The 25,590-nt window shown below is 30.6% G+C and carries 23 protein-coding genes and 1 tRNA gene; 8 read left to right on the plus strand and 16 right to left on the minus strand.

Going from position 1 to position 25,590, the window contains the following annotated elements; all coding sequences use genetic code 11:
- The first annotated feature begins 68 nt into the window (after positions 1-68).
- Together P161_RS0102485 and P161_RS0102490 are read left to right on the plus strand one after the other, a co-directional pair.
- Positions 69-1,088 (plus strand): heme A synthase, encoded by a 1,020-nt coding sequence (locus P161_RS0102485; RefSeq protein ID WP_026775505.1) that lies wholly within the window; start codon positions 69-71, stop codon positions 1,086-1,088.
- A gap of 161 nt (positions 1,089-1,249) precedes the next feature.
- A complete protein-coding gene (locus P161_RS0102490; RefSeq protein ID WP_026775506.1) occupies positions 1,250-2,533 on the plus strand; it encodes an FAD-dependent oxidoreductase in 1,284 nt (427 codons plus the stop codon).
- A 34-nt stretch (positions 2,534-2,567) separates the two neighbouring features.
- Here P161_RS0102490 and P161_RS0102495 read toward each other — a convergent pair.
- The 3 genes from P161_RS0102495 to P161_RS0102505 form a co-directional block, all read right to left on the minus strand.
- Positions 2,568-2,641 (minus strand) — tRNA-Arg (locus P161_RS0102495).
- Positions 2,642-2,658: 17 nt separating this feature from the next.
- Positions 2,659-3,108, minus strand: coding sequence for a GatB/YqeY domain-containing protein (locus P161_RS0102500; protein ID WP_026775507.1), 450 nt, complete (start codon positions 3,106-3,108; stop codon positions 2,659-2,661).
- A gap of 20 nt (positions 3,109-3,128) precedes the next feature.
- The gene (locus P161_RS0102505; RefSeq protein ID WP_026775508.1) at positions 3,129-3,578 is read right to left on the minus strand and encodes a retropepsin-like aspartic protease; all 450 of its coding nucleotides are present in this window, start codon (positions 3,576-3,578) and stop codon (positions 3,129-3,131) included.
- A gap of 156 nt (positions 3,579-3,734) precedes the next feature.
- Here P161_RS0102505 and P161_RS0102510 point away from each other — a divergent pair, with 156 nt between their 5' ends.
- On the plus strand, positions 3,735-4,196 hold the full coding sequence (locus tag P161_RS0102510) for a hypothetical protein (RefSeq protein ID WP_026775509.1): 462 nt from the start codon (positions 3,735-3,737) through the stop codon (positions 4,194-4,196).
- A gap of 82 nt (positions 4,197-4,278) precedes the next feature.
- Here P161_RS0102510 and nqrF read toward each other — a convergent pair whose 3' ends face one another.
- From nqrF to P161_RS0102545, 6 genes are all read right to left on the minus strand, one after another.
- Positions 4,279-5,589: an NADH:ubiquinone reductase (Na(+)-transporting) subunit F gene (gene nqrF / locus P161_RS0102520; RefSeq protein ID WP_026775510.1), complete on the minus strand. Its 1,311-nt coding sequence runs from the start codon at positions 5,587-5,589 to the stop codon at positions 4,279-4,281.
- A gap of 1 nt (position 5,590) precedes the next feature.
- The gene (gene nqrE, locus P161_RS0102525) at positions 5,591-6,316 is read right to left on the minus strand and encodes an NADH:ubiquinone reductase (Na(+)-transporting) subunit E (RefSeq protein WP_026775511.1); all 726 of its coding nucleotides are present in this window, start codon (positions 6,314-6,316) and stop codon (positions 5,591-5,593) included.
- Positions 6,317-6,377: 61 nt separating this feature from the next.
- Entirely contained in the window at positions 6,378-7,022 is a 645-nt protein-coding gene (locus P161_RS0102530) for an NADH:ubiquinone reductase (Na(+)-transporting) subunit D (protein WP_026775512.1), read from the minus strand.
- A gap of 1 nt (position 7,023) precedes the next feature.
- Complete coding sequence (locus tag P161_RS0102535) at positions 7,024-7,833, minus strand: Na(+)-translocating NADH-quinone reductase subunit C (protein WP_026775513.1); 810 nt, start codon at positions 7,831-7,833, stop codon at positions 7,024-7,026.
- A gap of 2 nt (positions 7,834-7,835) precedes the next feature.
- Positions 7,836-9,074 (minus strand): NADH:ubiquinone reductase (Na(+)-transporting) subunit B, encoded by a 1,239-nt coding sequence (locus P161_RS0102540; protein ID WP_026775514.1) that lies wholly within the window; start codon positions 9,072-9,074, stop codon positions 7,836-7,838.
- A 4-nt stretch (positions 9,075-9,078) separates the two neighbouring features.
- Positions 9,079-10,428 carry a Na(+)-translocating NADH-quinone reductase subunit A gene (locus tag P161_RS0102545; protein WP_026775515.1) on the minus strand — a complete coding sequence of 450 codons (1,350 nt, stop codon included), beginning with the start codon at positions 10,426-10,428 and terminating at the stop codon, positions 9,079-9,081.
- 185 nt (positions 10,429-10,613) lie between these two features.
- Here P161_RS0102545 and P161_RS0102550 point away from each other — a divergent pair, with 185 nt between their 5' ends.
- The 3 genes from P161_RS0102550 to P161_RS0102560 all read left to right on the plus strand — a co-directional run bounded on the left by P161_RS0102550 (position 10,614) and on the right by P161_RS0102560 (position 13,412).
- Positions 10,614-11,831: a DUF5103 domain-containing protein gene (locus P161_RS0102550; protein ID WP_036841171.1), complete on the plus strand. Its 1,218-nt coding sequence runs from the start codon at positions 10,614-10,616 to the stop codon at positions 11,829-11,831.
- Positions 11,832-11,877: 46 nt separating this feature from the next.
- Positions 11,878-12,264, plus strand: a complete 387-nt coding sequence (gene apaG, locus P161_RS0102555) for a Co2+/Mg2+ efflux protein ApaG (protein ID WP_026775517.1) — start codon at positions 11,878-11,880, stop codon at positions 12,262-12,264.
- A gap of 137 nt (positions 12,265-12,401) precedes the next feature.
- Positions 12,402-13,412 carry a DUF3667 domain-containing protein gene (locus P161_RS0102560; protein ID WP_197026318.1) on the plus strand — a complete coding sequence of 337 codons (1,011 nt, stop codon included), beginning with the start codon at positions 12,402-12,404 and terminating at the stop codon, positions 13,410-13,412.
- An 81-nt stretch (positions 13,413-13,493) separates the two neighbouring features.
- Here the strand turns inward: P161_RS0102560 and P161_RS0102565 are convergent, their stop codons facing one another.
- Positions 13,494-14,192, minus strand: coding sequence for an NRDE family protein (locus P161_RS0102565; RefSeq protein WP_026775519.1), 699 nt, complete (start codon positions 14,190-14,192; stop codon positions 13,494-13,496).
- A gap of 99 nt (positions 14,193-14,291) precedes the next feature.
- On the opposite strand from P161_RS0102565, the gene pruA reads away from it, so the two are divergent.
- Positions 14,292-15,917, plus strand: a complete 1,626-nt coding sequence (gene pruA / locus P161_RS0102570; protein ID WP_026775520.1) for an L-glutamate gamma-semialdehyde dehydrogenase — start codon at positions 14,292-14,294, stop codon at positions 15,915-15,917.
- Positions 15,918-16,050: 133 nt separating this feature from the next.
- Here pruA and P161_RS0102575 read toward each other — a convergent pair whose 3' ends face one another.
- The 3 genes from P161_RS0102575 to P161_RS17915 form a co-directional block, all read right to left on the minus strand.
- Positions 16,051-17,589 carry an IS1182 family transposase gene (locus P161_RS0102575; RefSeq protein WP_026775472.1) on the minus strand — a complete coding sequence of 513 codons (1,539 nt, stop codon included), beginning with the start codon at positions 17,587-17,589 and terminating at the stop codon, positions 16,051-16,053.
- An 83-nt stretch (positions 17,590-17,672) separates the two neighbouring features.
- Positions 17,673-18,350, minus strand: coding sequence for a hypothetical protein (locus tag P161_RS0102580; RefSeq protein ID WP_026775521.1), 678 nt, complete (start codon positions 18,348-18,350; stop codon positions 17,673-17,675).
- Positions 18,350-22,120, minus strand: coding sequence for a reprolysin-like metallopeptidase (locus tag P161_RS17915; protein ID WP_051605641.1), 3,771 nt, complete (start codon positions 22,118-22,120; stop codon positions 18,350-18,352). The genes P161_RS0102580 and P161_RS17915 overlap by 1 nt, the downstream gene beginning before the upstream one ends.
- Before the next feature lie 68 nt (positions 22,121-22,188).
- Here P161_RS17915 and lipB point away from each other — a divergent pair, with 68 nt between their 5' ends.
- Positions 22,189-22,893, plus strand: coding sequence for a lipoyl(octanoyl) transferase LipB (lipB, locus tag P161_RS0102590; protein ID WP_026775522.1), 705 nt, complete (start codon positions 22,189-22,191; stop codon positions 22,891-22,893).
- A 14-nt stretch (positions 22,894-22,907) separates the two neighbouring features.
- Here the strand turns inward: lipB and P161_RS0102595 are convergent, their stop codons facing one another.
- The 3 genes from P161_RS0102595 to P161_RS0102605 form a co-directional block, all read right to left on the minus strand.
- Positions 22,908-23,285, minus strand: a complete 378-nt coding sequence (locus P161_RS0102595) for a hypothetical protein (protein ID WP_026775523.1) — start codon at positions 23,283-23,285, stop codon at positions 22,908-22,910.
- A gap of 53 nt (positions 23,286-23,338) precedes the next feature.
- Positions 23,339-24,391 (minus strand): nucleoid-associated protein, encoded by a 1,053-nt coding sequence (locus tag P161_RS0102600; protein ID WP_026775524.1) that lies wholly within the window; start codon positions 24,389-24,391, stop codon positions 23,339-23,341.
- 481 nt (positions 24,392-24,872) lie between these two features.
- Positions 24,873-25,472, minus strand: coding sequence for a ribonuclease HII (locus tag P161_RS0102605; protein ID WP_026775525.1), 600 nt, complete (start codon positions 25,470-25,472; stop codon positions 24,873-24,875).
- Positions 25,473-25,590: the final 118 nt, after the last annotated feature.

Consider the following 25,590-nt stretch of genomic DNA (forward strand, 5'->3'; position numbering starts at 1 on the left):
ACAACAAGTCGCTTAATTTATTTTAAGCGACTTTTTTTTGCAGTATTTTTGCATAAATTTTATTACTGATGAAAAAACGATTTCCTAAGATTGTACAATTATCTATAATTTCTGTTTATTTAATTTTCTTAGCTGGCTCAGTTGTTAGAATGACTGGCTCTGGAATGGGTTGTCCTGATTGGCCTAAATGTTTTGGATATTACATACCACCAACATCTGAAGAACAGATTACTTGGAAACCAAATACCGAATACAAAAAAGGCATCATTATTATTAAAGATGAAGTTTTATTTGTTGCTGATAAAGACATTACTACTGCTGATACTTTTACAATCAAAAATTGGTCTAAATACACCAAACACGATTATAATAAGTTTAACAAATACCATACTTGGACAGAATATATCAACAGATTGGCTTCTGTTTTAGCTGGTTTTGTATTTTTATTTTTAATCTACGCATCAACCAAATTCTGGAAAACAAATAGACGAATTCCATATTTAGCATTTGGAGCTTTCTTTTTAATGCTTGTAGAAGCAGTTTTAGGCAAAATGGTTGTTGACACTAACTTGAAACCAGAAATTATAACTATACATATGGTTATAGGGTTAATTATTATTGCCCTTTTATTACAGATAAAATTTATTATTTCTGATAAGAAAACCTATAATTACAATGCGTTATTTAATAAATTATTAATTATTTCTGTTATTTTCTCGCTAATTCAAATTGCCATGGGAACTCAGGTAAGGCAGTTTATAGATGAACAAGTAAAACTATTTGGTTTCGAAAACAAAAATTATAGTTTAATGAATCCTAGTTTTAAATTCTATTTTCATAGATCTTTTACCATTGCAATTGTACTTGTAAATTTTGGTTTATTTTACATCAATCAAGTTAAAAATCTTGGATACAAATTAGTAAATTGGATTGTTTTCTTAATCTTCCTAGAAACCATTACAGGTATTTTAATGTATTATGCAGAAATTCCTTTAGGAACTCAGGCTGTTCATTTATTAGCGGGTGCCATTTTATTTGGATTGCAATATTATTTATGGCTGCAAAGTAGAAAAACTTTAAATAATTAGTTTATTTTTAAAGCTATTTAAACGGTTTGTTTAACTTTAAAACTGAATATTTAATAATACTAAAAGGTTATCACTTTTATAGCATCACCAAAAAATATTGAGATTTTCAATAAATAATAGCTTTTTTAAAAAAATAAAGGCAGAATTAAAACGAATTTAAAATGGAGAAATCAGCATATAAAATACATATCATTGGTGCAGGAATTAGTGGTTTAATTGCTGCCCAAATTTTAGAGAATCATGGGTATCAACCAACTATTTTAGAAGCTACCAATTCTGTTGGTGGTCGTGTAAAATCGGATATTGTTGATGGATATACCTTAGATCACGGTTTTCAAGTTTTGTTAACTTCATATCCTGCAGCTAAAAAATATTTAAATTATGATGATCTAGAATTGCAAGAATTTTTGCCTGGAGCTACCATTTTTAAGAATAGCAAAATGCAAACTATTGGAGATCCACTTCGTAGTTTTTCATTGTTATTTCCTACTTTATTTTCTTCTATTGGTACTTTTGCTGATAAAGCAAAAATCTTAAAACTAAACACACTTTTAAAGAAGAAAAAAATTGCTGCGATATTTAAGACGAAAGAAACATCAACCTTACAATATTTGCAAGATTTTGGTTTTTCTGAGAGTATTATTAATGATTTTTTCAAGCCTTTTTTTAGTGGAATATTTTTAGAACCTAATTTAGAAACATCAAGTAGAATGTTTGAATTTGTTTATAAAATGTTTGGTGATGGTTTGGCTGTTGTGCCTAAAAACGGAATTCAAGAAATATCGAATCAGCTAAAATCAAACTTAAAAAACACTACTTTTAAATTTAATTCGCCTGTTAAAGAAGTAAAAGATAAAGAAATTATTTTACAAGATAAAGCTGTTTTAGAAAGTCATTTTAGCATTATTGCAACAGAAGCAAGTACTCTAATATCTAACTTAAAAAACCAAGAAACGGCTTGGAAAAGCTGTGAAACTTTATATTTTGAAACTGATAAAAGAGTTATCGAAAAACCTTTAATTGGTTTGATTGCTGATGAAAACTCGTTAATAAATAATATTTTTTATCACACAAGTTTACCAACATCAACTAAAAACACCAAAGAATTATTATCTGTAACTGTTGTAAAAGAACATAACTTAAGCGATTTAAATTTAATTTTAAGAGTAACAGAAGATTTAAAAAGGTTCTGTAATATTGATGTAAAAAAGTTCCTAAAGCATTATCATATTAAAAATGCATTGCCAAAATTAACAAACTTACAATATGAAATTTCCAGCACAGAAACTAAATTAAAAGCGACTGTATTTTTAGCTGGAGATCAATTGTTAAATGGTTCTTTAAATGCAGCTATGATTGCAGGAGAAAGAGCTGCTATGGGTGTAATACAAACCCTAGAAGATGGTTTAATTGTAGATGAATTAACATCAGAATATACTTCATAAAAAAACTCAAAGCAATTAAATTACTTTGAGTTTGTGACTCCAGCAGGATTCAAACCTGCAACCTTCAGAGCCGAAATCTGACATTCTATTCAGTTGAACTATGGAGCCAATTTAATGTCTAAAAACTATACCAAGTTCTTTTTCACTAAAGTAGATATTGTTTTTCCGTCTGCTTTTCCTGCTAATTCTTTAGAAACAATTCCCATTACTTTGCCCATATCTTGCATTCCTGATGCTCCTACCTTTTTAATAGTTGCAACCACAACTTCTTCAATTTTTTCTTCGGATAAAGCTTCTGGTAAAAATTGTTCTAAAACTGCAATTTCTGCCAATTCAGGTTCAGCCAAATCTTGTCTATCTTGTTTTAAAAAAATAGCAGCACTATCTTTTCTTTGTTTCACCTGCTTTTGAATAATCTTTATTTCTTGCTCCTCTGTTAATTCAGCCTGAAAACCTGTTTCTGTTTTAGCTAATAAAAAAGCAGACTTTACAGCTCTTAAAGCTTGCAAAGCAACTGTATCTTTTGCTTTCATAGCTTCTTTCATTTTATCCATTACTTGTTTTTGTAAACTCATTTTTCTTTAGTTTATATTGATTATTTTTTAGTCTTTTTTAAATACAACGTATTCTTATTGTAATCTATAAATGCTTTACCTTTTCTTAAAATATCTGCACCAATTATTCCATGTACTTTTTTGGCTTTATGTTGTGTTAAAGCAGTATTTACATGTGTTAAATCGAACAAAACCAAATGACATTTTTTCGTTTTCCAATCGCCAATTTTAAGTAAATTATTTTCTGATTGTTGTGTTTCCATATCAATAGCACCAGCTCCTGCTGCTTTGGTTTCGCTCTCTGTAGCATCTAAATTAAAATAGGAAATCATATCAATACCAACACAAGAATTAGAGGCTCCAGTATCTAAAATAAAATTCCCTTTTATACCATTAATTTTAGCTTTTAACTCTAAATGATTTGTGGCAATTTTTTTTAATTTTATTTTGATATATTTATTTTTCTTTAATATTCTTTTTATGCGTTTCATTGTTCATCATTTCTAAAAATCAAAAATACGACTTAAAACAATCAACTAAAAAGAGTTGTTCACTAATTTAAATTTATTAAAAATAATAACATTTAAGAATTCGCATTTTAAAATGGATTCTAATTTTATTATATTTATAAATGAAAAACATTACACATGAAAACGACTCAAAGATTAGAACATGCTTTGGCAAAACTATACAACGCATATCATAACAATCGGTTAAATCCAGAAGATTGTACAGCTTGTGCAGTTGGTAATATTTTAGACAATCAAGATAGTTGGAAACATCTTTCTAATGACCATGGTTCCTTACAATTGAGCTATGTAGGCAGAGTTCATCAAAGTTTAGGTAGAAAATTTAATGGGTATTCCCCTCAAGAAATTTTACAAATTGAAAAAGTGTTTTTAGATGCTTGTGGATTTAAAACTCCATTGTGTCATTATAATCAAAAACCTAAAAATCCAACATCAAATGATACTTTATTTAATGGTTTGGTGGCTGTTGTAGAACTTTTATGTGTGTTAGATAATCAACCTAATATAATGGATTATTCAAAACTTTTTGAGCAAGAAAATGGAGAACCTGTTTATCAACTTAAAGCATTTTTAGCTTAAATTATATTTTTTTAAAATGACAAAAACCGATTCAAATTTAATTGAATCGGTTTTTGTATTTACTATATATTTAAAATTTGGCTTATCCTCCAAAATCATCAAAACGTATGTTTTCATCTGGCATCCCAAAATCTTCACCCATTTTCTGAACTGCTTTGTTCATTAATGGTGGTCCACAGAAATATAATTCCATGTCTTCTGGCGCTTCATGTTTGCTTAAATAATTATCGATTACACAATTGTGAATAAACCCAACAAAACCATCTCCTGTTTCATCGTTAATATCTTTTTTTACTTTCCAATTATCTGACTCTAAAGGATCTGATAAAGCAATGTAAAAGTTAAAATTCGGAAAATCTTTTTCTAAAGCTCTAAAGTGATCAATATAAAATAATTCTGCTTTAGAACGTCCTCCATACCAATACGTAACTTTTCTTCCAGTTTTTAAAGTTCTGAATAGATGATATAAGTGCGATCTCATTGGCGCCATTCCTGCACCACCACCAACATATAACATTTCTGCTTCAGATTCATTAATGAAAAATTCTCCATAAGGACCAGAAATAACACATTTATCTCCTTTTTTCAAATTGAAAATATAAGAAGAAGCAACCCCTGGATTTACATCCATCCAACCTCCTTTTGCTCTATCAAAAGGTGGAGTTGCAATACGTACATTTAACATAATTTCTCTTCCTTCTGCAGGATAAGAAGCCATAGAATATGCTCTTTCTACAGTTTCGCTATTCTTCATTACTAAAGGTCTCAAATTAAATTTGTTCCATTCAGCTTCAAATTTATCTGGAGTTTCATGTTCTTCTGGGTGAGCAGTAATATCCATATCTTCGAATTTTACTTCACAAGGAGGAATTTCAATTTGAATATAACCACCTGCTTTATAGCCCATATCTTCTGGAATTTCTACTACAAATTCCTTAATAAACGATGCAACATTGTAATTTCTAACAACAACAGCATCCCATTTCTTAATTCCAAAAACTTCTTCTGGAATAGAAATATTCATGTTTTGCTTTACTTTTACTTGACAAGCTAAACGTGCTCCTTCTTTTAATTCTTTTCTAGAAAAGTGAGGAACTTCTGTTGGTAAAGCTTCTCCTCCACCTTCATTAACATGACATTCACATTGTATGCAAGTTCCACCTCCACCACAAGCAGAAGGTAAAAATATTTTATTACTACTAAGTGTTGTTAATAAAGAGTCTCCTGAAGCAACTTCAATTTCTCTTTCGCCATTAATCATGATCTTTACAGGACCAGATGGTGATAGTTTTTGTTTTACAAATAGTAAAACACTTACTAATATTAAAGTGATTAATAAAAATGCTGCTACTGTTGCTATAACAGTTCCTGTTGTTCCTGCTGCTAAAATCATATTATTGTATAGTTTTAGTATTTTTTGCTAATTCTTCTTTCACTTCCTTTTTTTCAACTTTTTCAATAGTAGCTTCTGGCTCTGTAGAAGGCTCTCCTTCTTCATCTCCTCCAGTTAACATTCCACCAAAGCTCAAAAAACCAATTCCCATTAAACCAGTAATAATGAACGTAATTCCTAAACCTCTTAAGGCTGGAGGAACGCTTGAATATCTAATTTTTTCACGAATTGCTGCAATAGCTAATATTGCTAAAAACCAACCAATTCCTGATGAAACTCCGTAATTTAAAGCCAATCCTAAAGATTCGATTTCACGAGATTGCATAAATAAACTTCCTCCTAAAATTGCACAGTTTACAGCAATTAATGGTAAGAAAATACCTAAAGAATTGTAAAGTGAAGGTGAAAATTTCTCCACAATAATCTCTACCAACTGAACCATAGTTGCAATGGTTGCAATAAACATGATAAAAGAAAGAAACCCTAAATCATAATCTGCGTACTCTGAGCCTAACCAAGATAAGGCTCCAGGTTGTAATAAATATTGATCTAACAGCCAGTTTAATGGAACTGTAATTGCCAGTACAAAGATTACTGCTGCACCTAAACCAACTGCTGTAGAAACCTTTTTAGATACTGCTAAATATGAACACATTCCTAAAAAGACAGCAAAGACCATATTGTCTATAAACACTGCTTTGAAAAATAACTCTAAATGTTCTATCATTTTTTTATTTTTTATGCTGAAGTTGCCTTCAGAAATTTATTTTAAATGCTATAAATAAGTCTTAGTCTTCGATTAAATCTTTGTTTCTACTTCTTTGAACCCAAATAATTAAACCAACAATTATCAAAGCCATTGGTGGCATCAACATAAAACCGTTGTTTTCATATCCTGTAGAAAATAAACCTGTCTTTTCAATTGGATCTCCTAAAACTGGAATTCCGAACAAAGTTCCAGCACCTAACAATTCTCTGAAAAAACCAACTAAAACTAATATTACAGCATACCCTAAAGCATTTCCAATTCCGTCTAAAAATGATCTATATGGACCATTTGCCAAAGCAAAAGCCTCAAAACGCCCCATAATAATGCAATTTGTAATAATTAGACCAATAAAAACTGACAAGGTTTTACTCAATTCAAAAGCATATGCCTTTAAAACTTGATCTACAACAATTACAAGAGATGCAACAACAATAAGCTGTACAATAATTCTAATTTTTGATGGTATTATGTTACGCATTAACGAAATTACTACGTTACCAACACCCATTACAAATAATACTGCAATACCCATTACTAGCGATGCTTTTAAATCTGCAGTAATTGCTAAAGCAGAACAAATACCTAATACTTGTATTGTAATTGGATTATTATCCGCTAATGGATCTGTAATTAATTTAGCGTCTTTTTTTGATAGTAAAGCCATCCTAGTTTAGTTTTGTATTTAATTCCTGAAAAAATGGCATATACAATTTTAAATCTTTCTTTATCATTGCAGATACACCATCACCTGTAATAGTTGCGCCTGCTAAAGCATCAACTGCATAATCGTCTTTTCTTTCGTTTTTAGGATCATTATTTCCTTTTGCAACATTTATTCCTTTGAATACACCTGCTTCCGTTAATAATCTTTCTCCGTAAAAATCATCCATAAAATAACGTTGTTTTATATTAGATCCTAACCCAGGAGTTTCACCTGCATGATCAAAAAACGTTCCTCTTACAACCATGTCTTTATCTAAAGCTACAAAACCCCATATAGCATCCCATAAACCTTTTCCTCTAATAGGTGCTATGTACACAGTTTCTCCTTCTTGAGTTCCAACAAAAAGTGGTAAAAATCTAGATTTACCTTCTTTTGCTCTTGTTTGCTGTTTTTTTACATCAATTAGATAAGGCTCCATTCCTTTACCATCGTCTTTAGAATCCATAAATTCTTGACGTGTCATTTTATTGATGATTTTTCCATCTTTATACTCTAAAACTAATTGTTCAGAAATATTTGTAGAAAATTTATTTGCAACTTTATCTGTTGATACAAAAGTGATATCACCTGTACCTTCATTTTCATTTACACCCATCGCATACAGAATATTCTGCTGCTTTTCCATTCGCTGATTCTCTTTAATTTGAGGCTTTAATGATGATGCTGTGAATGCTAAAAGCGATCCTACAACAACAACCATTATAATAGCAAATAGAATAGTATACGTATTTTTATCTGTGTTAACTGCCATAATTAAGCTGTTTTTGCTTTTAAACGTTTCATTCTTTTCTTAACATTTCCTTGAACCACATAATGATCAATTGTTGGAGCAAATACATTCATCAATAAAATTGCTAAAAATACTCCTTCTGGATATGCAGGGTTGAATACACGAATCATAATTGATATAAAACCTATTAAGAAACCATAAATCCATTTTCCTTTATTTGTTTGTGAGCCACTTACAGGATCTGTTGCCATATAAACAGCTCCAAATAAAATACTACCTATAATTAAATGTTGCCAAAAAGGAACGCTCATTAAACCAAAGAATTTACTTGAATCTGAAATCCAACCAGCGTTTACAACGCCGTTAAAAATTAATCCCATTGCTAATGCACCAACAATTGCAGAAAGAATAATTCTCCAACTAGCAACCTTTGTGTAGATTAAAAATAAACCTCCTAGAATAATTAGAATTTTAGAAGTTTCACCAACAGAACCTGGCATAAAACCAAAGAACATGTCCATTTTATCTACTCCTGCTAAAACACTGTTTCCTAATTCTGGTAAATTTGCATTTTGTGCATATGCTCCTAAAACTGTTTCTCCAGAAATTGCATCTGCAGTTCCTGTTCTTGCAGCAGCTTCATGAACCCAAACCTTATCTCCAGACATCCAAGTTGGATATGCGAAAAACAAGAAAGCTCTAATGGTTAATGCAGGATTTAAAATATTCATTCCTGTACCTCCAAAAACTTCTTTACCAATTACAACTCCAAAAATAACGGCTACTGATAACATCCATAAAGGAATATCAATAGGTACAATTAATGGAACTAACATCCCAGTAACCAAGTATCCTTCTTCTACTTCATGACCTTTGATAACTGCGAAAATAAATTCTACCAAAAGACCAACTCCATAAGAAACGATTACCAAAGGCAACACTGTCCAAGCACCTACTACAAAGTTGTCCCAAGTAATAAAATTACCTAAAAGTGATGCTTCTCTTACCACACCTTTTGCTGCATCAATTGCTGCATAATGTTGGTAACCTGCATTGAATATTCCAAAAAGTAAACATGGAATTAAAGCGATAATTACAATATTCATTGTACGCTTTAAATCGTCTGCTGCTTTTATATGAGTTCCTCCATGAGTAACTTCGTTTGGTAAATATAAAAAGGTATGGATAGCATTAAATGCAGGTGCCATTTTTGTTCCTTTATATTTCTCTTTTAAATTATGTAAGTTTTGTTTTAAGCTCATAATCTTATGCTAATTCTTGTCTCATTAAATCTAAACCTTCACGAATTATTTTTTGATGTGGTTGCTTTGAAACACATACAAATTCGGTTAATGCAAAATCTTCTGGAGCTACTTCGTAACCACCTAAAGCTTCCATTTCATCTAAATCTTTATACATAAATGCTTTTAGTAATTGCATTGGATAAATATCTAAAGGAAAAACCTCTTCATAAGAACCTGTTACAACAAATGCTCTATGTTCACCATTTGTGTTGGTATCTAAATCGTATTTTTTATTGGGTGTTAACCAAGAAAATGTAAGGGCTCTTGATGTTGATATTTTGTTGAAAACAGGTTTGTTCCATCCAAAAAACTCATAATCATCTCCTTCAGGAATTGCTGTAATTTGGTTGTCATAATATCCTAAAAAACCATCTTCTTTAACTTCTTTACCTGAAAGCACATTACCACTTATAATTCTAGTTCCAGTAGTTTCTGCATTTTTTGCAACAACATCAGCAATTGTAGCTCCTGCAATTGCAGTAACATACTGTGGCTTGCTAAATTTAGAACCTGTTAAAGCAATTGTTCTTGTAAGGTTAAATCTACCAGTTAAAAACAACTCTCCAATTACAACAACATCCTCAATCTTTAAAGTCCAAACAACTTCGCCTTTATTGATAGGATTTATTTTTGCAATTTGAGTACCAACATTTCCTGCTGGATGTGGTCCAGAAACTGTATGCAATTCAATGTTGGAAACATCCTTAAAAAATGAAGCTTCCTCTTTACCTGCACTCACATGCACTTTACCTTCTGTCAATTTAGAAATAGCTTCTAAACCAGCCTTTAATTCCAACTCTCTACCTTTTAAAGTATACGATAAATCTGGTGCTAAAGGTGCTGTATTGCTAGCAGAAATAAAAATTGCTTTTGGTGTTTGGTTAGGATTTGCAATTACATCGAAAGGACGTTGTTTTACAAATGGCCAGCAACCACCTAAAAATAGATGCTCTTTTACCTCTTCTGCAGACATAGATGATGGCGTTTTTACACCAAAATCTGTATGCTCGATAGTGGCATCAGCATTAATTTTAATTGCTAAAATTTTTCTTCTTGCTCCACGCAAAACCTCTGTTACTGTTCCAGAAACAGGACTTGGAAATAAAATTCGCTCATCGTTTTTATCATAGAACAATGCTTGTCCTGCTTTAACGCTTGCGCCTTCTTTAGCCAATAATTTAGGTGTAATTCCGTGGAAATCTTCTGGCTTTACAGCATATACACTACTTAAAGAAATATCAGTAGTTGTTTTTTCTGCCTCGCCAACAAGCTTAATATCTAAGCCTTTTTTAATACGAATGTCTTTTGACATAGTAGTTTGGAATTGTTAGTTATCTTTAAAAATCATGCAAATTTACGGATTTTAGCAACTATTTTTAATATAAATATGTTGTAATGTTGTTAAAGAAATACTATTTATAACGATTCTAAATTGATTAAAAATCAAAAAATATAATAGATTTTATTTTTGGCTTAAAAATTGATATTTTTGTAAGTATGATAAAAAAGATACTTTTAACTAGCTTCTTATTCTTTTTGATAAAGATTGATGCTCAAAACATTAAATCTATACAATTAAGACCTTTACAAGAAAATAATTACTCTGCAATTGTTCCTTTAGGTACTGTTTTACAATTATCTTTTGATGATTTAGAAAATGACAGCAAAGATTATCGATATAAAATAGAACACATGACACATGATTGGCGAAAAAGTAGATTACTTTCTAGTCAATTTGTAAATGGTTTTGATGAAAATACCATTATAAATGTTACCAATTCCTTTAATACTTTTCAAAATTACACACATTATGAAGTTAAAATTCCGAATGTAAATACCGTACTTACAAAAAGTGGCAATTACCTTTTATCGGTTTTAGATGATTATGATGAAGTAGTTTTTACAAGAAGATTTGTGCTGTATGAAAACGCTGCAATAGTTGCAGTTCAAGTTTCTAGAAGTAGAAATGCAAAAACAACAGATACTCAGCAAACTCTAGAATTTACAATAAATCACCCAAACATAAGAATTAACAATCCACAACAAGAAGTAAATGTAGTTATTCTTAAAAACGAGAATTGGAACGAAAAAATAACCGATTTGCAACCTACTTTTTTTCAACAAAATCAATTGAGATATACCTATACAAATAAAACCAATTTTTGGGGAGGCAACGAATATTTGAATTTTGACACCAAACTCATCAGAAATAAAAGTTTGAATGTAGTTCGTATAGAAATGAAGGATGTTTTTCATCATTATTTATATCCTTACACCTATAATGCTGATTTAGAATACAGATTTAACCCTGACATTAATGGGCAATTTGTTTTTAGAACTTTAGAAGGAAACAACCCAAACACGGAAGCAGATTATGCAATGATGCATTTTACTTTGTATGCAGATGCGCCTTTTTTAGATAAAAGTGTGCACGTTTATGGAGCTTTTAATAATTTTGAAATTGAAGAAGATACAAAATTAGAATATGACTTTGAAGATAAAAGCTACAAAGGAGCTATTTTAATGAAACAAGGTTTTTACAACTACACCTTTGCAACTGTCGATAAATTTAACAAAGTTGACACTAATGAAATAAATGGAACTTTTTTTGAAACTGAAAACCAATATACAGTCATTACTTATTTTAAACCTTTGGGTGGATTGTATGATAGAGTGATAGGAATTGGAACAGGTTTTTACAATCAAGATCGATAAAAAAATGATTTGCGTTTTTTAAACAAAAAAACTACATTTACCTTTCATGGTAGAGCAAATTACAAAAGGGATTAAAATTATTGTAAAAACAAAATACAATGGCACTAGCACTAGAAATGGTAGGCAGTACTATGTTTTTGCTTATTTTATAACTATCGAGAATAATTCTGAACAAATTGTGCAGCTTACAGACAGGTTTTGGCAAATTTTCGATTCGCTAAACATAACTGAAATTGTAGAAGGAGAAGGTGTGGTTGGACAAACTCCAATTTTAAAACCAAATGATAATTATTCCTACAGTTCTGGTTGTTTTTTAGAATCTAACTTAGGTTCTATGAAAGGTTTTTATACGATGCAAAATATTGATACTTTAGAGCGATTTAAAGTAATAATTCCTACTTTTCAACTCTCAACACCAATATTATCAAACTAAACAGCCCAAAAAGTAAAGTCGCCAAAATTAAAGATGCTGCCTGCTTAAATTGCGGACATCCTTTTAGCGGACATGAAAGATTTTGTCCAGAATGTGGGCAAGCCAATAAAGGGAATATAATAACCTTTAAAAGTTTTGTGCACGAAGTTTTTAACGGTTTGTTTAATTTTGAAGCCAAATTCTGGAATACAATTATCCCACTTTTAGTAAGTCCTGGTAAAGTTTCTAGAGATTATATTGATGGTAAAAGACAACGTTATTCCAATCCTTTTCGTTTTTACTTAACAGTTTCCATTATTTTTTTCTTGTTGATTGGATTATCAAAATCTATTGATAAATATGAAGCACTAGCAGATGAAAGCAAAGCAGACATAACCAATGTGCTTAAAAAAAACACGAATTCAAAAGATAAAAAAGAAGAAAAACCAACAGAAGAAAAAATAGATTCAATTATTAAGAATTTAGATGAAGATTTGAGCAAGTCTTTTATTCCTATTCCTGCCTCTGCAAAAAAGAAAATTTTAGAAGAAGTTAAAAAAGAAGCCAAAGACACTACCAAAACAAAAAAATCTAACAACAATAATGTTATTTTTAACTTTGGTGGAGATACAAGGTTAGATGAATTTTCTCTTTACATTAAAGGGAATCCTGATGCAAATATTAATACTGCTTTAGATTCTTTAGGATATGAAAAGAATTTTACAAATCGGTTTTTGCTAACAAAGACCAAAAGTTTGTATGCATTTACAAAAAGTGAAGAAACTAGAAATCAATTTTTTAGTCAAGTACTTTCATATGGTTCTGTAGCATTGTTTATTTTCCTGCCATTTTTTACTTTATTTTTAAGATTTTATTACATCCGAAGAAAATATACATACATAGATCATTTAATTTTTGTGTTCCATGTACAAACCGTATTTTTTATGCTGTTCTCAATTTTTATTCTATTAAGACTTTGTAGTTTAGAACCTCACATTTGGATTTTCGCCATTTTATTTCTCATATACCTATTTATAGCTATGAAAAAATTTTACAAACAAGGTTATGTAAAAACATTTTTAAAATTCTTACTTTTAAACCTAAGTTATATGATCGTATCAAGTATTGGTATTACATTTCTATTTATATTTTCGTTGATGCTTTTTTAGGAATAGTTTGTTTACAAGTAACCAAATTTTATTTTTAAATTTTTCCTAAATATGGATAAAAATTATTTCAATAAAAAATAACTAAATATCAAACACTTTATCATTCAAAAAATCAAAATACTTCATAGACACCTTTTCTTCTATTTTTTTGATGGATGTTATACTCACAGTTTCCACAAAAACACGTTTCATTTTTGGTGAAATTTCGGCATTTCCTAAAGTTTCTGATGTATGAAATTCAATAATTTTTTCTTGAATAAATTCTTGGTTTTCATTTAGCCAATTGTCAAACCAATCCTTACGTAATTTCTTCATTTCATCAGTATATAAAGGCGATGATGACCAAATTCTTGGTTCTTGTGCTAATTTTGTGAAGTGTTTTGTTTTTCCATCCCAAACCAATTCATAGGCTTCTAACTGCTTATTCCAATCAACTAATACAATTGTAAAGGGCTCAATATCATCAAAATTAAATTCTTTTATATAAGAAACAGCATCATTAGCAGTAAGTATATTTTTAACAATAATACCTCTACTCATTTTGTAATTTGATTTTCTAATATGTTTTTCAAATGCACCATTTAACAAACAAACTAACATTTTTTTATTACTGGTTCCGATCCAAGTTCCTCCAGCCAACTCATCTTTTGGATATGTTAATGCTACACCATTTTCTGTATATGTTTTTGGAGGAATAGTTTTTCTTAAAGGAGTTTCATCTCTACTAGAAGTTAAGATAAAATTATTGTTAGGTAATGGAAGATAAGTTACTGTACACATTTATTCCTCGGAAATTTGGTTTTCAAAATTACGAAATCGATTTATAAAATTTGTAACTTTACAACTTTAAAAATTTAGACAAATTAAAACCGTACAGAAATGGCAAGAGGATTTTTCAATGTTCCAATAGCAGTTAATGAACCTGTTAAAGATTATAAACCTGGTTCACCAGAATTAAAAGAAGTTTTAGCAACCTATAAAGAAATGTATAAAGGAAAAGCAGATATTCCTATGTATATTAATGGTAAAGAAGTTAGAACTGGAAATACTAGAAATATTACACCTCCTCATGATCATAAACATGTTGTAGGTCATTATCATATTGCAGATAAAAGCCATGTAGACGAAGCAATTTCTACAGCTTTGGCTGCTAGAGAAGCTTGGTCTAGCGTTTCTTGGATGGAAAGAGCTTCTATTTTCTTAAAGGCTGCTGAACTTTTAGCAGGCCCTTATAGAGCAAAAATGAATGCAGCAACAATGTTAGCACAATCTAAAAACGTATTTCAAGCAGAAATTGATGCAGCTTGTGAAATGGTAGATTTCTTTAGATTTAACGTACAATACATGACTGATATTTTTAAAGATCAGCCAGCATCTGCACCAGGAATTTGGAACAGAGTTGAGTACAGACCTTTAGAAGGTTTTGTGTATGCAATTTCTCCTTTCAACTTTACATCTATTGCAGCAAATTTACCAGCAGCAGCAGCTTTAATGGGGAATGTTGTGGTTTGGAAACCTTCAGATCATCAAGCATATTCTGCACAAGTAATTGTAGATTTATTTAGAGAAGCTGGTTTGCCAGATGGTGTGATTAATGTTGTTTATGGAGATCCTGTTATGATTTCTGATACTGTTTTAGCATCACCAGATTTCTCTGGATTGCATTTTACGGGTTCTACAACCGTTTTCAAAAATCTTTGGAAACAAATTGGAAACAACATTCACAACTATAAAACCTACCCAAGAATTGTAGGTGAAACTGGTGGAAAAGATTTTATTTGGGCTCATAATTCTGCATTTCCTTTGCAAGTTGCAACAGCAATTACAAGAGGTGCTTTTGAATACCAAGGTCAAAAATGTTCTGCTGCTTCACGTGCTTACATTCCTGCTTCTATTTGGGAAGAAGTTAAAAAACATTTAGTAGCACAAACATCAGAATTAAAAATGGGTGCTCCTGATGACACAAAGAATTTTGTAAACGCAGTAATTCATGAAGGTTCTTTTGATAAAATTGCAAAGTATATTGATGCTGCTAAAGCAGATGTAAATGCCGAAGTTATTATTGGTGGAAATCACGATAAATCGAAAGGTTATTTTATTGAACCAACTGTAATTTTAGCAAAAACGCCAACTTATGAAACCATGACTACAGAACTTTTTGGGCCTGTAATCACTATTTATATTTATGAAGATTTAGAATGGGAAGCTTCTTTAAAGTTAGTGGATGAATCTACAGAGTATGCTTTAACTGGCGCTATTTTTTCTACGGATAGATATATTGTTGAACAAGCTTCTAAAGCCTTAGAAAACGCTGCTGGAAACTTCTACATTAATGATAAGCCAACTGGAGCAGTTGTTGGGCAACAACCTTTTGGTGGAGCAAGAGCCTCTGGAACGAATGACAAAGCTGGTTCTGCTCAAAATTTATTAAGATGGACGTCAGTTAGGTTGATTAAAGAAACGTTTGTAACGCCTCAAGATTATAAATATCCTTTCTTAGGATAAGAAAATAAACATCAAAAAAAAGAGGTCGTCTAAAAAGCATTTTTTAGGCGATTTTTTATTTTGTTAATTTTTTTTTGAGTTTTTTTTAAGAATGATTAAAAAAATACTCAGATTTAAAAGAAGTACAGTTTTTCTATATAGTTAAACTGTACTTTTTTAAGTTATGTGCCATTGCAATTAGCCCTATTTCAACATTTACTTTACGGGTTCCTCTTAGCATAAATCTTTTAAAGTTCATGTTTTGTTTGATATTTCCAAAAACAGCTTCTACATCCCAACAGCGTTGTTTTCGCTTTGCAATGCCTTGTTCAGAGTTGAGTAATATTTTAGCTTTTGATTTTAATCGTATTAAATTATAATTCCTTTCTATAACTCGATTTGTTTTTGATTTATGACATAGTGTTCTTAAAGGGCAACCTTTACAGTTTTGTGCTTGGTATCTGTGTATTTCTTGGATAAATCCGTTCTTAGTATTTCTTTTATAAGTATCTATAAGTTTCATTTCTTGTCCTATAGGACAGTAATAAAGATCTTTCTCTCTATTATAATGTAATTCATTAGGATGGAAAGGATTTGTTTTTCCTCTTTTTTTATCTAATTGCTCTTTATGGAAGTAATTGTATTTTACAAAAGCGGTAATTTCTTTATCTTCTAAATCTGTATAATTTTCTTCACTTCCATAGCCTGCATCTGCTGTGAGCGTCTCTGGAGTTTGGTCATAATTTTCGATATGATTGTTAAGGTGTTCTTTTAAAGTAGTGGTGTCTGCTGTGGTTTGTGCTAAAGTGTAATTGGTAAGGTATTGATTGTTGGTAGAGGCTTGTATATTATAGGCAGGTTTGAGTTGTCCATTTTGCATATGATCATCTTTCATTCGCATAAAAGTAGCGTCATTATCAGTTTTACTATAACTATTTCTACCCTGTAAAATAGCTTCTTGTTTTTCATATTTCGCTAAATTAGCTGGCCAGTTTTTCTTGGCATAATTCAGCTTCTGCTTTACTTTTTTATCAATTACTTTGCCTTGTAAAACTTCATTTATTTTATCAATTGTAGCTTCAACTTGCTCCGCATTTATCTGCTCAAAATCTGGTGTATTGGGTATATGTTGTTCCTCTTTGTAAACCTTCTCTACATAAGACCAAAGCTCTTTCAACTGTTTTTCAATGCGAGTTTTACTGGTTTTAATAGATTTACCCCAAACAAAAGTATAGCGATTTGCATTGGCTTCTATTTTAGTACCATCTACAAAAATATCTTTTAAACTGATAACTCCTTGCTCAACAAGCAGTAAAACTACTTGATGGAATATGGGCTTGAAATGTTCTTGAAGTCTTTTACCTCTAAAATCATTAATTGTGTTATGATCAGGTTTGTTTTGTCCACTTAACCACATAAAATGGATGTTCTCTGATAAAGCTTGTTCTATTTTTCTTGAAGAATATAAATTACGTAAATAAGCATAAATTAATATTTTTAGCAACATTCTTGGGTGATAGCTTGAGGTGCCTCCACCTTTATAACTCTCTTCTAATTTACTAATATCTACATGGTCTATAATCGTATTAACAATACGAACTGGATGATTCTTTGGAACTAAATCATCATAACTGGGAGGTAAAAGACTCAACTGATCTTGAGTGTAAGTCTTAAAAACAACTTTTCTGCTCATTCTTAAAAATACGAAATTCTTTAAAAATTTGCAAAAAAAAGACTGCCTTTTCAGACAGCCTCTTTTTAATTTAAACCATTTTATTAATTAACTGTAAAAGTCCATATTTGGCCAATAGATTTTGCACCATTTTGATCTTTCACATTTACTTGCCAAGAATATGTTTTGCCAGCTTCTGCAGTAATCTCATAATTTTGTGAGGTTAAATTACTATCCACTAATACCAAATTATCATTTTCTCCAAAATAAAGCTCATAAGTTAAAACATCTGCTGTGTCAATGTCTTCTGCAATCCATCGTAAAAAAACAGTGCCAGCATCTACAACTGTATTATTTTCTGGAGTAATTACTTTAGGTGAAAATGGTGCATAATTTTCGATAACAGTTCCTTGTGTATAAAATGCGTACGTTTCTGATGAAGTCCCTAAATTATTATCGATATCTAAAGCATCTACCTGCCAATAATAAGCAGTAGCTTTCTCTAAATTAAAAGTAATTTGGCTAGCAACTACTGTTCTACTTTCAACTATATCCGTCAATCCTCTATCTTTGGCAACTGTAATTTTGTATTCAATTTCATTCGCTTCTGGATCAATGGCATCACTCCAATTAAAATCTACAGTATTATCAATACATAATAAATTTTCAGAAGGGAAAATTAATGACACTACTGAAGGTGCTTGATTTTCCTCTTTTTTAGAACATTGCATTGCTAATAAACTAAATAAAAACAGAAATAATATATTTTTTATGTGCCTCATTATTGCTTTAATATTTTTATTGGTTTAGCATTTTTTAAAGATAATTTTAAAATATAAATTCCTTTAGAAAAGTTACTAAATGGTATTTTTAGTTTTTCTGAAACGATAGCATTTGTTTGTTTATAAACCATTTTACCTGTCATATCAAAAATTACAGCTTGTACATTTTTGTCTTCAATAGTAGAAGGAACATAAATTTCGATAAAGTCTTTTACAGGGTTTTTTATAAGAGATACGCGTAATTCAGGATTATTAATTGATAATAAATCTCCAATATTTTTCTCATAAATACCTTCACAATCTTTGGCTGTTTTTACTTTTAAAATGCCTCTTTCAAAAATTTTAAAATTAAACTCTCTTTGACTTGTAATACCCACTAAGGTTTCATTAATAAAAACCTCAAAAGGTGGAGTTCCTTCATCAATCTTAAAAGAAAAATTATTAGATTCTTTTTCTGCAGTTACTTTTAAAGAAATTGGTGTTGCTTCTATTATATTCACTTCAAAACACTGTGTTTGGTTTAATTCTTCGATATTAACACAAACTAAATAGGTGCCTGGAGCTAAATTTGAAAACTGAAAACCACTAGCTGGAATGTTTTGAGAAATATTTGTTGCTTCTCCAGTTACTGTTGCTACATACGTATAATCAGCTAAATTTACATCAATTCTAATAAGTCCATCATTGGATTCTGGACACGTTTCTGAAGCTGTAAAAACAGAAAAAAGTTCGGAAATAGTTACTGAATAATCTTCAGTTTCTCCCCATTCTGTAAGATGATCTGCATCACAAGCTCCAAGTCCAAAACCATCTGAAGGATCATCATACTCTATAATAACACGCATTCTGGTTTTCCCAATTTTAGCATTATTTGGCACTGTAATAGTAAATGTTGCAGTAGCAACATCTTCAGTTCTGGAGCCTAAATCATATCTTTCTGTATCGTTATCAAATTCAAAATCTTGATTCCAATCAATAAAAACATAACAATGATCTTGGAAACCTCCTGTATCAAAAGTTACACTAATCTGCTCAGCCTCACCTCTTAAAAGATTGGTATTTATAGCTGTAAAATCTTGATAACCATCTATTATATCGTTCCCAGAATTATTATTAATAGTACCAAAAGTAACATTTGTTATATGTTCTGTTCCACCAGCTTCATCTGTAAAAGTTGATGCACAATAAGCAGCTACTTTTGTTGTAAAACTAAAAACTGTAGAAAAAACTCCTTCTCCACAATTGTTTTTAGGCTTCACTCTCCAAAAATATTCAGTTACTCCAACAAGATTTGTTGTTGTATAGATGTTTGTTGCAACATTTCCTGTAGAAATTATATTAGAAAACTCACGATCAGTAGCAATTTCAACATCATAAGAAGTTGCGTTTGCATCATCATTCCATTGCAATTCTTCTACTAAATTTAAATTTGTAGCATTGTTTGCAGGAGAAGAGAGCGTTAATTCATTAAAATCGGCTGAATTTAATTTAAAATCTACCTTAAGAGATTGGGTTAAAGTTGCAGAAGTTGATGAAACAATAATTTCATAATCTTGTGGAGTTACATCGTCAAAATTAGAAACTGTCATGGTAATATTACCATCAGCATTAATTGTTGAAGCACTAAATGACACATTAGAACCAGCTGGTTCTCCAGATGAAGATAGAGAAACAGCTTCAGAAAATCCATTTACAAAATCGAAATTTAAATTATAACTTACTGTTTGATTCCCAGTATTACAAGCACTTTGTAAACCATCTGTATTGTTTACGATAAAAGTTGGTACTGTTGAATTAATTGTAAAATTTGTTGCGTTGATATTGTAAAAAATATTATCAGCAGCTTCTACCATTATTCTTGCAGCACTAGAAGCATTATCAGGAATAATTATTTCCTCTGTTCCATCATTAGCTGTATTCGATTTTAAAATTATAGGAAAAGTAAGTCCTCCATCTATAGATAATTTTATATTTACAGTGGTACAATTTATGGGAGCAGCGTTTGTTGAACCATTGTTCCAAGTAATAGTTTGTGTGCTTCCAGTATCCCAAGTTACTGATGTATTTGGTGCAGTAACTGTAAAAGGAGTTGTATCAACCACATTAATTTTCATATCATCTCTAGCAGTAGCACCTGCACCAGGATTATTATCTCTAACTATAAAAGAGAAATTTAATTCTCTAGCAACAGAAGGAACAACCTCCCAAGTAGAAACTAAACTTCCATTTACAACAGTTTCTAAAGCTGGCATATATCTAACAGGAACATTTTTAGAAGGTAAAGATCTAAATGCTGGACCACCAAAACTCGAGGAAACTGGTGGCATTGTTGCAATTTCATTATCTAATTGCTCCCAATTATAGGTTAATGAATTTACGCCATCTGCATCATTTCCTGTACCAATTAATTTAAAAGGTGTAGATTTCGGAATGCTATAATCTAATCCAGCATTAGCAGTTGGTGCTGTATTGTTGGTGTTTGTTAATACTGCACAATCTCCTGATGATTGAATTACTGCCCAAATTTGTGCAAGACTAACTGCATGAAAATAATCATCACTATTTCCATTAGCATTCCCAGATTTTACGTTGGGTGAACAAATACCTGCATAGCCCATAATTGTAGAACCACTTCCAGGTTCTATAGCAGTAGAATTTGTTCTATTACAAGGATTATTTTGTGTGTGGGTTGCACCAAATTGATGACCTAATTCGTGCGCAACTAAATCAATATCATAAGGATCGCCAACTGGAGAACCTAATCCTGTTACTCCTCTTGCTTTTTGCCCAGTTACACAAACAACACCTAAACCTGCTAAACCAGATAAAGTACCTCCAGATGTACTAAACACGTGCCCAATATCATAATTTGCATTTCCAATTTGTGCATCACAGATAGTTTGTACTTCATCTATCAGTTCATCAGGATCGTCATCTGTCATTCCATCTGTAGCAGCATCTAAAAAAATGATGTCTTCATTATTGGTTACCAATTCAAATTTTACGGCTAATTCTCTCTCAAAAACACCATTTAATCTTGTTAAGGAAGTATTCATAGCAGATAATACTGCCGCTTTTTTTACTTGATCTGAAGCAGAACTAGCTATATTTTGTTGACTAGCACCTAAATGAAATTGCGCATATTCTCCACTACAAGCCAAAGCTAATCTGTATGTTCTTAAGTTACCATCATTTACGTTTTTTGAAAAATTGGTATTCAAAAATTCTTTGTTTGCAGCCTCTTCTACCTCACATTGAAAACTTAAATCAACATCATTTAAACTGCTTTTTTTGTAAATAATATATTCTTTTTGATCTCTAGTATAAGGATCTATATAAATAGTTTCTTTAGCTTCTGAATAAATAACGGCATGAAAACCATCTGATCCTATGCTTATTTTTGCGTTTGCTGATGTATCATCTATTCCTTTTGCAGTGTAGGATTTTACGTTTGGAAATTTTGCCTGTAATAGGGCATCAAAATTAGAGTTTTCTTGAATTGAGAATTTCGACAAGCTACCATCTGCATTTGGCAATTCTATAATAGTGTTAGCAGATGCTGATTTTCTAGTTAATTTATCTTCAAAAACACCACTATTTAAAGTAACAATTTCGTAGTTTGAAGGGAAATTTTTCTTTTGAAAAGTTGCTTTCTTTTGAATAGATGGGTTTTCTTTTTCCTGCTTTTGCCATAATTGTTGTCCATAAAAAGTAGAACTACTAGCACATAAAATTGCAAGAAAAAGAATAAAAGATAATCTGTTTTTCATAAAAGTATATTTAAAATACAATTTTGGTTTTCAAATATAATGAAATATTTACCTTTGTAGTCGTAATTATGAATAGAAACATACAGCTAAAAGACCTTGGTCTTAAAGATTATAAAGAAACTTGGGAGTATCAATCTGAACTATTACAAGAAATTGTAGATGTTAAAATTGATAATCGAAGAAATGATAAGACTACAACAACTCAAAATCATTTTTTGTTTGTAGAACATCCTCATGTATACACGCTTGGTAAAAGTGGTGATTTGAGCAATTTACTTTTAAATGAAAAGCAATTAGCAGAAAAAGAGGCTACTTTTTATAAAATAAACAGAGGTGGAGATATTACCTATCATGGTCCAGGACAAATTGTTGGCTACCCAATTTTAGACTTGGAGAACTTTTTTACGGATATTCATAAATATCTTCGTTTATTAGAAGAATCTATAATTTTAACCATTGCAGAATATGGTTTAAAAGGCGAAAGAAGTGAAGGTGAAACTGGTGTTTGGCTAGATGTTGGAACACCTTTTGCTCGTAAAATTTGTGCCATGGGAATTCGTTCTTCTAGATGGGTAACCATGCACGGTTTTGCTTTAAATGCAAACGTTAATTTGGGTTATTTTGACAATATAATTCCTTGTGGAATTCGTGGTAAAGCTGTAGCTTCTATGGAAGCTGAATTGGGCAAAAAAGTAAATGAAAAAGAGGTTAAAGAAAAAATTCTAAAGCATTTTAAAGTGCTTTTTGAAGTTGATGAGATTATTACAGATTAATCGTAAAAAAACAATTACATTCCTTTATCTAAATCTTTATCAATAGACACCAAAACTGCTTTTTTTATTTTTTGAACTATTTCGTTTGTAATTAGATAAAACTCTTCTAAAGTTTTTTCTTTAAAATTAAAATATCTATCGTTAATATGCTCAAAAAAATCCTTAACTCCATGCTCAGCTATTAAAGAATATTTTGCATCGTCAGCATATATTTGAACCCGAAAGCACTCCTCTAAATACCTGTCTGTTTTCCAATTTATTTTCCAGAACATATTTGGCTCATAAATGGTAAGGTGAAAATTTTTATCGGGTTTTATTTTATTTAATTGATCAACCAAACTTTTTAATTCCTTAGACATATTAGATACAAGTATATTTTTTTGATCTTGCATGTGCTCAATTATTTATCTGAAAAATTTCGTAATTATTAATATTTCTACAAAGCCTACTTCTCTTCGTTAAAATACACTTTGTAATATTTCATTTTTTTCTCTTCATCATATCCTCTTTCTAGATACTCTGAAGCTGCATCTGGTGCATCCACATCTAGTTTTATAGTGATGTTTGTATCTAACTTAATCTCCGTTTTTAGCTTGTTTTTTTCTTTCTTTAAAACAACTCCAGAAACATCAAAATTGTTTCTGATTAAAACATCATTCAAGTTTTCATAATGTTTTTTATAATCTTCAAATAGCTCTTTATGCTTTTCGTCTTCAAAAATTTCGTCCTTGAATTCTTGATAATCTACAGCTTCATGTTCTTTGAAATAATCTACAGTATTTGCTAAAAAATTCCCTTGTTCTTTCATGCCCAATTCTGGCTTAATTACTTCTTCAGAAAATTCTTTACACAACTCTAAATAATTTTGTGTGTGCGAATTATAATCATCTGCTAATTTTACAGCTAGGAAATTTTTAATCCAATATTGTGCATCGTAATTATTGTTATCTACTGAAAAAACAACGGTACCTTCTGTATCTGAAGTATTTAGAATTAAACAACCTTTGTCGATTCTTTTTGTTGAGATTCCTTTTTGAACTACCACATCAAAACTCTCATTATCATCCAAGTAGGTCTGGAAAAAATCGACTTTATTTTCTATTTTAAAGATTCCAACTGCTTCTGTTAACACATCTTTATATTCTATACCTTCTATAAAAACAACAATTACATCTCCAGTTTTTATTTGTGCTGAATTAGATTGCTCAAACAAATGATTTACGATGTTTTTAGAATATTCCACAAACGAACTTTCTTCTTTAAAAACTTCGGAAGCATAATTATTCAATTCATTTAAACGTACATCTGCATGATGAGTAAAACGATAGCTTTGTGTTAAACTGCCAAATGGTTTTAATAGAAAATTCTTCATTAAATCGTAGCTTTCTTGATCAAAACGAATTAAATCGTCTGAAAAAACATTCTGACCACTATTAAATTTATTCGCTACTTTATGAAGAATACATTTGGTAATTTCTGCTCTTGTTTTTTTAATCATCTTTTGAGATTTTGGAGCGTAAAAATAGAAAAAGTTTGTGGATGATTTGGATTTAAATTATGTTTCTGTGATTTTTTTTTGACACGGATTTTACGGGTTTTAAATAATAATGCTCTCGATAAAATTGCCACAAATTCACGAATTTATATGTTTGGAATTAAATTATGGTTTTGATATGAATATGTTTTTGATACGTATTTTACAGATTTTTACTGATAATTCTTTTGATGAAATGCTCTTTATAAAATGCCACGAATTCACGAATTAATTTGGTTGGAGTTAAGTTATTCTTTGGTGTATTTTTTTTGATATGGATTTTCACTAATAAATTATTCAAAAATTATTAAAGAATAAAAAAAGAAAAAATCACTCTAAAAGTTAGCAACAGTTTTAGCCCTGATTGCAGCATTTGTTTGAGCTCTTTTTGCCTTTTTCAGGCAAAAAAGCGAGTGCGAAAAGCAGGAAATAGCTTCAAACGAAATTAAATCTTCAATTTTAATTGTTCTGGTAACAATTTAAATGATTTTCTGTGATGGATATTTGCACCAAATTCGCGAATTGCATTTCTGTGTTCTTTGGTTGGATAGCCTTTGTTTTTTGCCCAATTGTACATGGGGAATTCCTGATGAATTTTCTCCATATATTCATCTCTATACGTTTTTGCCAACACAGATGCTGCTGCAATACTTAAATATTTAGAATCGCCTTTTACGATGGTTTTATGTGGAATTTCTTTGTAATCTTTAAATTTATTGCCATCAATAATTATAAATTCGGGTGCAATTTTAAGTTGCTCAATTGCTCTGTGCATGCCAGTAATTGAGGCTTGCAAAACGTTTATTTTATCAACTTCTTCTTGCCAAATGAAAGAAACGCCAAATGCGAGTGCATTTTCTTCTATAAAAGGCCTTAGTTCTTCCCTTCTTTTTTCTGATAATTGTTTGGAATCGTTTAAAAATGGATGTGTAAAATCTTTAGGTAAAATTACTGCTGCTGCCACAACTGGCCCACATAAGCAACCTCTGCCAGCTTCATCTGTGCCAGCTTCTAAAGTAAAACCACTAAAATTAGATAGTAACATGCTGCAAAGAAAAGAAAACTTTTTATTTTTAGAGGATGCTCTTAAAAGATTGAGTATTTTTTATCAATTTAAACATCCTTTTATAATTAACATTTATCACCATAATTATTAACGACAC

Origin of the sequence: Polaribacter sp. Hel_I_88 (genome assembly GCF_000687935.1) — a bacterium.
Taxonomy (GTDB): Bacteria; Bacteroidota; Bacteroidia; order Flavobacteriales; family Flavobacteriaceae; genus Polaribacter.

What these genes read in the sequence shown, in the direction of transcription:
- P161_RS0102505 (WP_026775508.1), bottom strand. Translation starts at nt 3,578, where the DNA reads ATGAAACGCATAAAAAGAATATTAAAGAAAAATAAATATATCAAAATA.
- P161_RS17915 (WP_051605641.1), bottom strand. Translation starts at nt 22,120, where the DNA reads ATGAAAAACAGATTATCTTTTATTCTTTTTCTTGCAATTTTATGTGCT.
- P161_RS0102500 (WP_026775507.1), bottom strand. Translation starts at nt 3,108, where the DNA reads ATGAGTTTACAAAAACAAGTAATGGATAAAATGAAAGAAGCTATGAAA.
- P161_RS0102565 (WP_026775519.1), bottom strand. Translation starts at nt 14,192, where the DNA reads ATGTGTACAGTAACTTATCTTCCATTACCTAACAATAATTTTATCTTA.
- apaG (WP_026775517.1), top strand. Translation starts at nt 11,878, where the DNA reads ATGGTAGAGCAAATTACAAAAGGGATTAAAATTATTGTAAAAACAAAA.
- nqrE (WP_026775511.1), bottom strand. Translation starts at nt 6,316, where the DNA reads ATGATAGAACATTTAGAGTTATTTTTCAAAGCAGTGTTTATAGACAAT.
- pruA (WP_026775520.1), top strand. Translation starts at nt 14,292, where the DNA reads ATGGCAAGAGGATTTTTCAATGTTCCAATAGCAGTTAATGAACCTGTT.
- lipB (WP_026775522.1), top strand. Translation starts at nt 22,189, where the DNA reads ATGAATAGAAACATACAGCTAAAAGACCTTGGTCTTAAAGATTATAAA.
- P161_RS0102600 (WP_026775524.1), bottom strand. Translation starts at nt 24,391, where the DNA reads ATGATTAAAAAAACAAGAGCAGAAATTACCAAATGTATTCTTCATAAA.
- P161_RS0102535 (WP_026775513.1), bottom strand. Translation starts at nt 7,833, where the DNA reads ATGGCAGTTAACACAGATAAAAATACGTATACTATTCTATTTGCTATT.
- nqrF (WP_026775510.1), bottom strand. Translation starts at nt 5,589, where the DNA reads ATGATTTTAGCAGCAGGAACAACAGGAACTGTTATAGCAACAGTAGCA.
- P161_RS0102540 (WP_026775514.1), bottom strand. Translation starts at nt 9,074, where the DNA reads ATGAGCTTAAAACAAAACTTACATAATTTAAAAGAGAAATATAAAGGA.
- P161_RS0102575 (WP_026775472.1), bottom strand. Translation starts at nt 17,589, where the DNA reads ATGAGCAGAAAAGTTGTTTTTAAGACTTACACTCAAGATCAGTTGAGT.
- P161_RS0102490 (WP_026775506.1), top strand. Translation starts at nt 1,250, where the DNA reads ATGGAGAAATCAGCATATAAAATACATATCATTGGTGCAGGAATTAGT.
- P161_RS0102545 (WP_026775515.1), bottom strand. Translation starts at nt 10,428, where the DNA reads ATGTCAAAAGACATTCGTATTAAAAAAGGCTTAGATATTAAGCTTGTT.
- P161_RS0102485 (WP_026775505.1), top strand. Translation starts at nt 69, where the DNA reads ATGAAAAAACGATTTCCTAAGATTGTACAATTATCTATAATTTCTGTT.
- P161_RS0102580 (WP_026775521.1), bottom strand. Translation starts at nt 18,350, where the DNA reads ATGAGGCACATAAAAAATATATTATTTCTGTTTTTATTTAGTTTATTA.
- P161_RS0102510 (WP_026775509.1), top strand. Translation starts at nt 3,735, where the DNA reads ATGAAAACGACTCAAAGATTAGAACATGCTTTGGCAAAACTATACAAC.
- P161_RS0102550 (WP_036841171.1), top strand. Translation starts at nt 10,614, where the DNA reads ATGATAAAAAAGATACTTTTAACTAGCTTCTTATTCTTTTTGATAAAG.
- P161_RS0102595 (WP_026775523.1), bottom strand. Translation starts at nt 23,285, where the DNA reads ATGCAAGATCAAAAAAATATACTTGTATCTAATATGTCTAAGGAATTA.
- P161_RS0102530 (WP_026775512.1), bottom strand. Translation starts at nt 7,022, where the DNA reads ATGGCTTTACTATCAAAAAAAGACGCTAAATTAATTACAGATCCATTA.
- P161_RS0102605 (WP_026775525.1), bottom strand. Translation starts at nt 25,472, where the DNA reads ATGTTACTATCTAATTTTAGTGGTTTTACTTTAGAAGCTGGCACAGAT.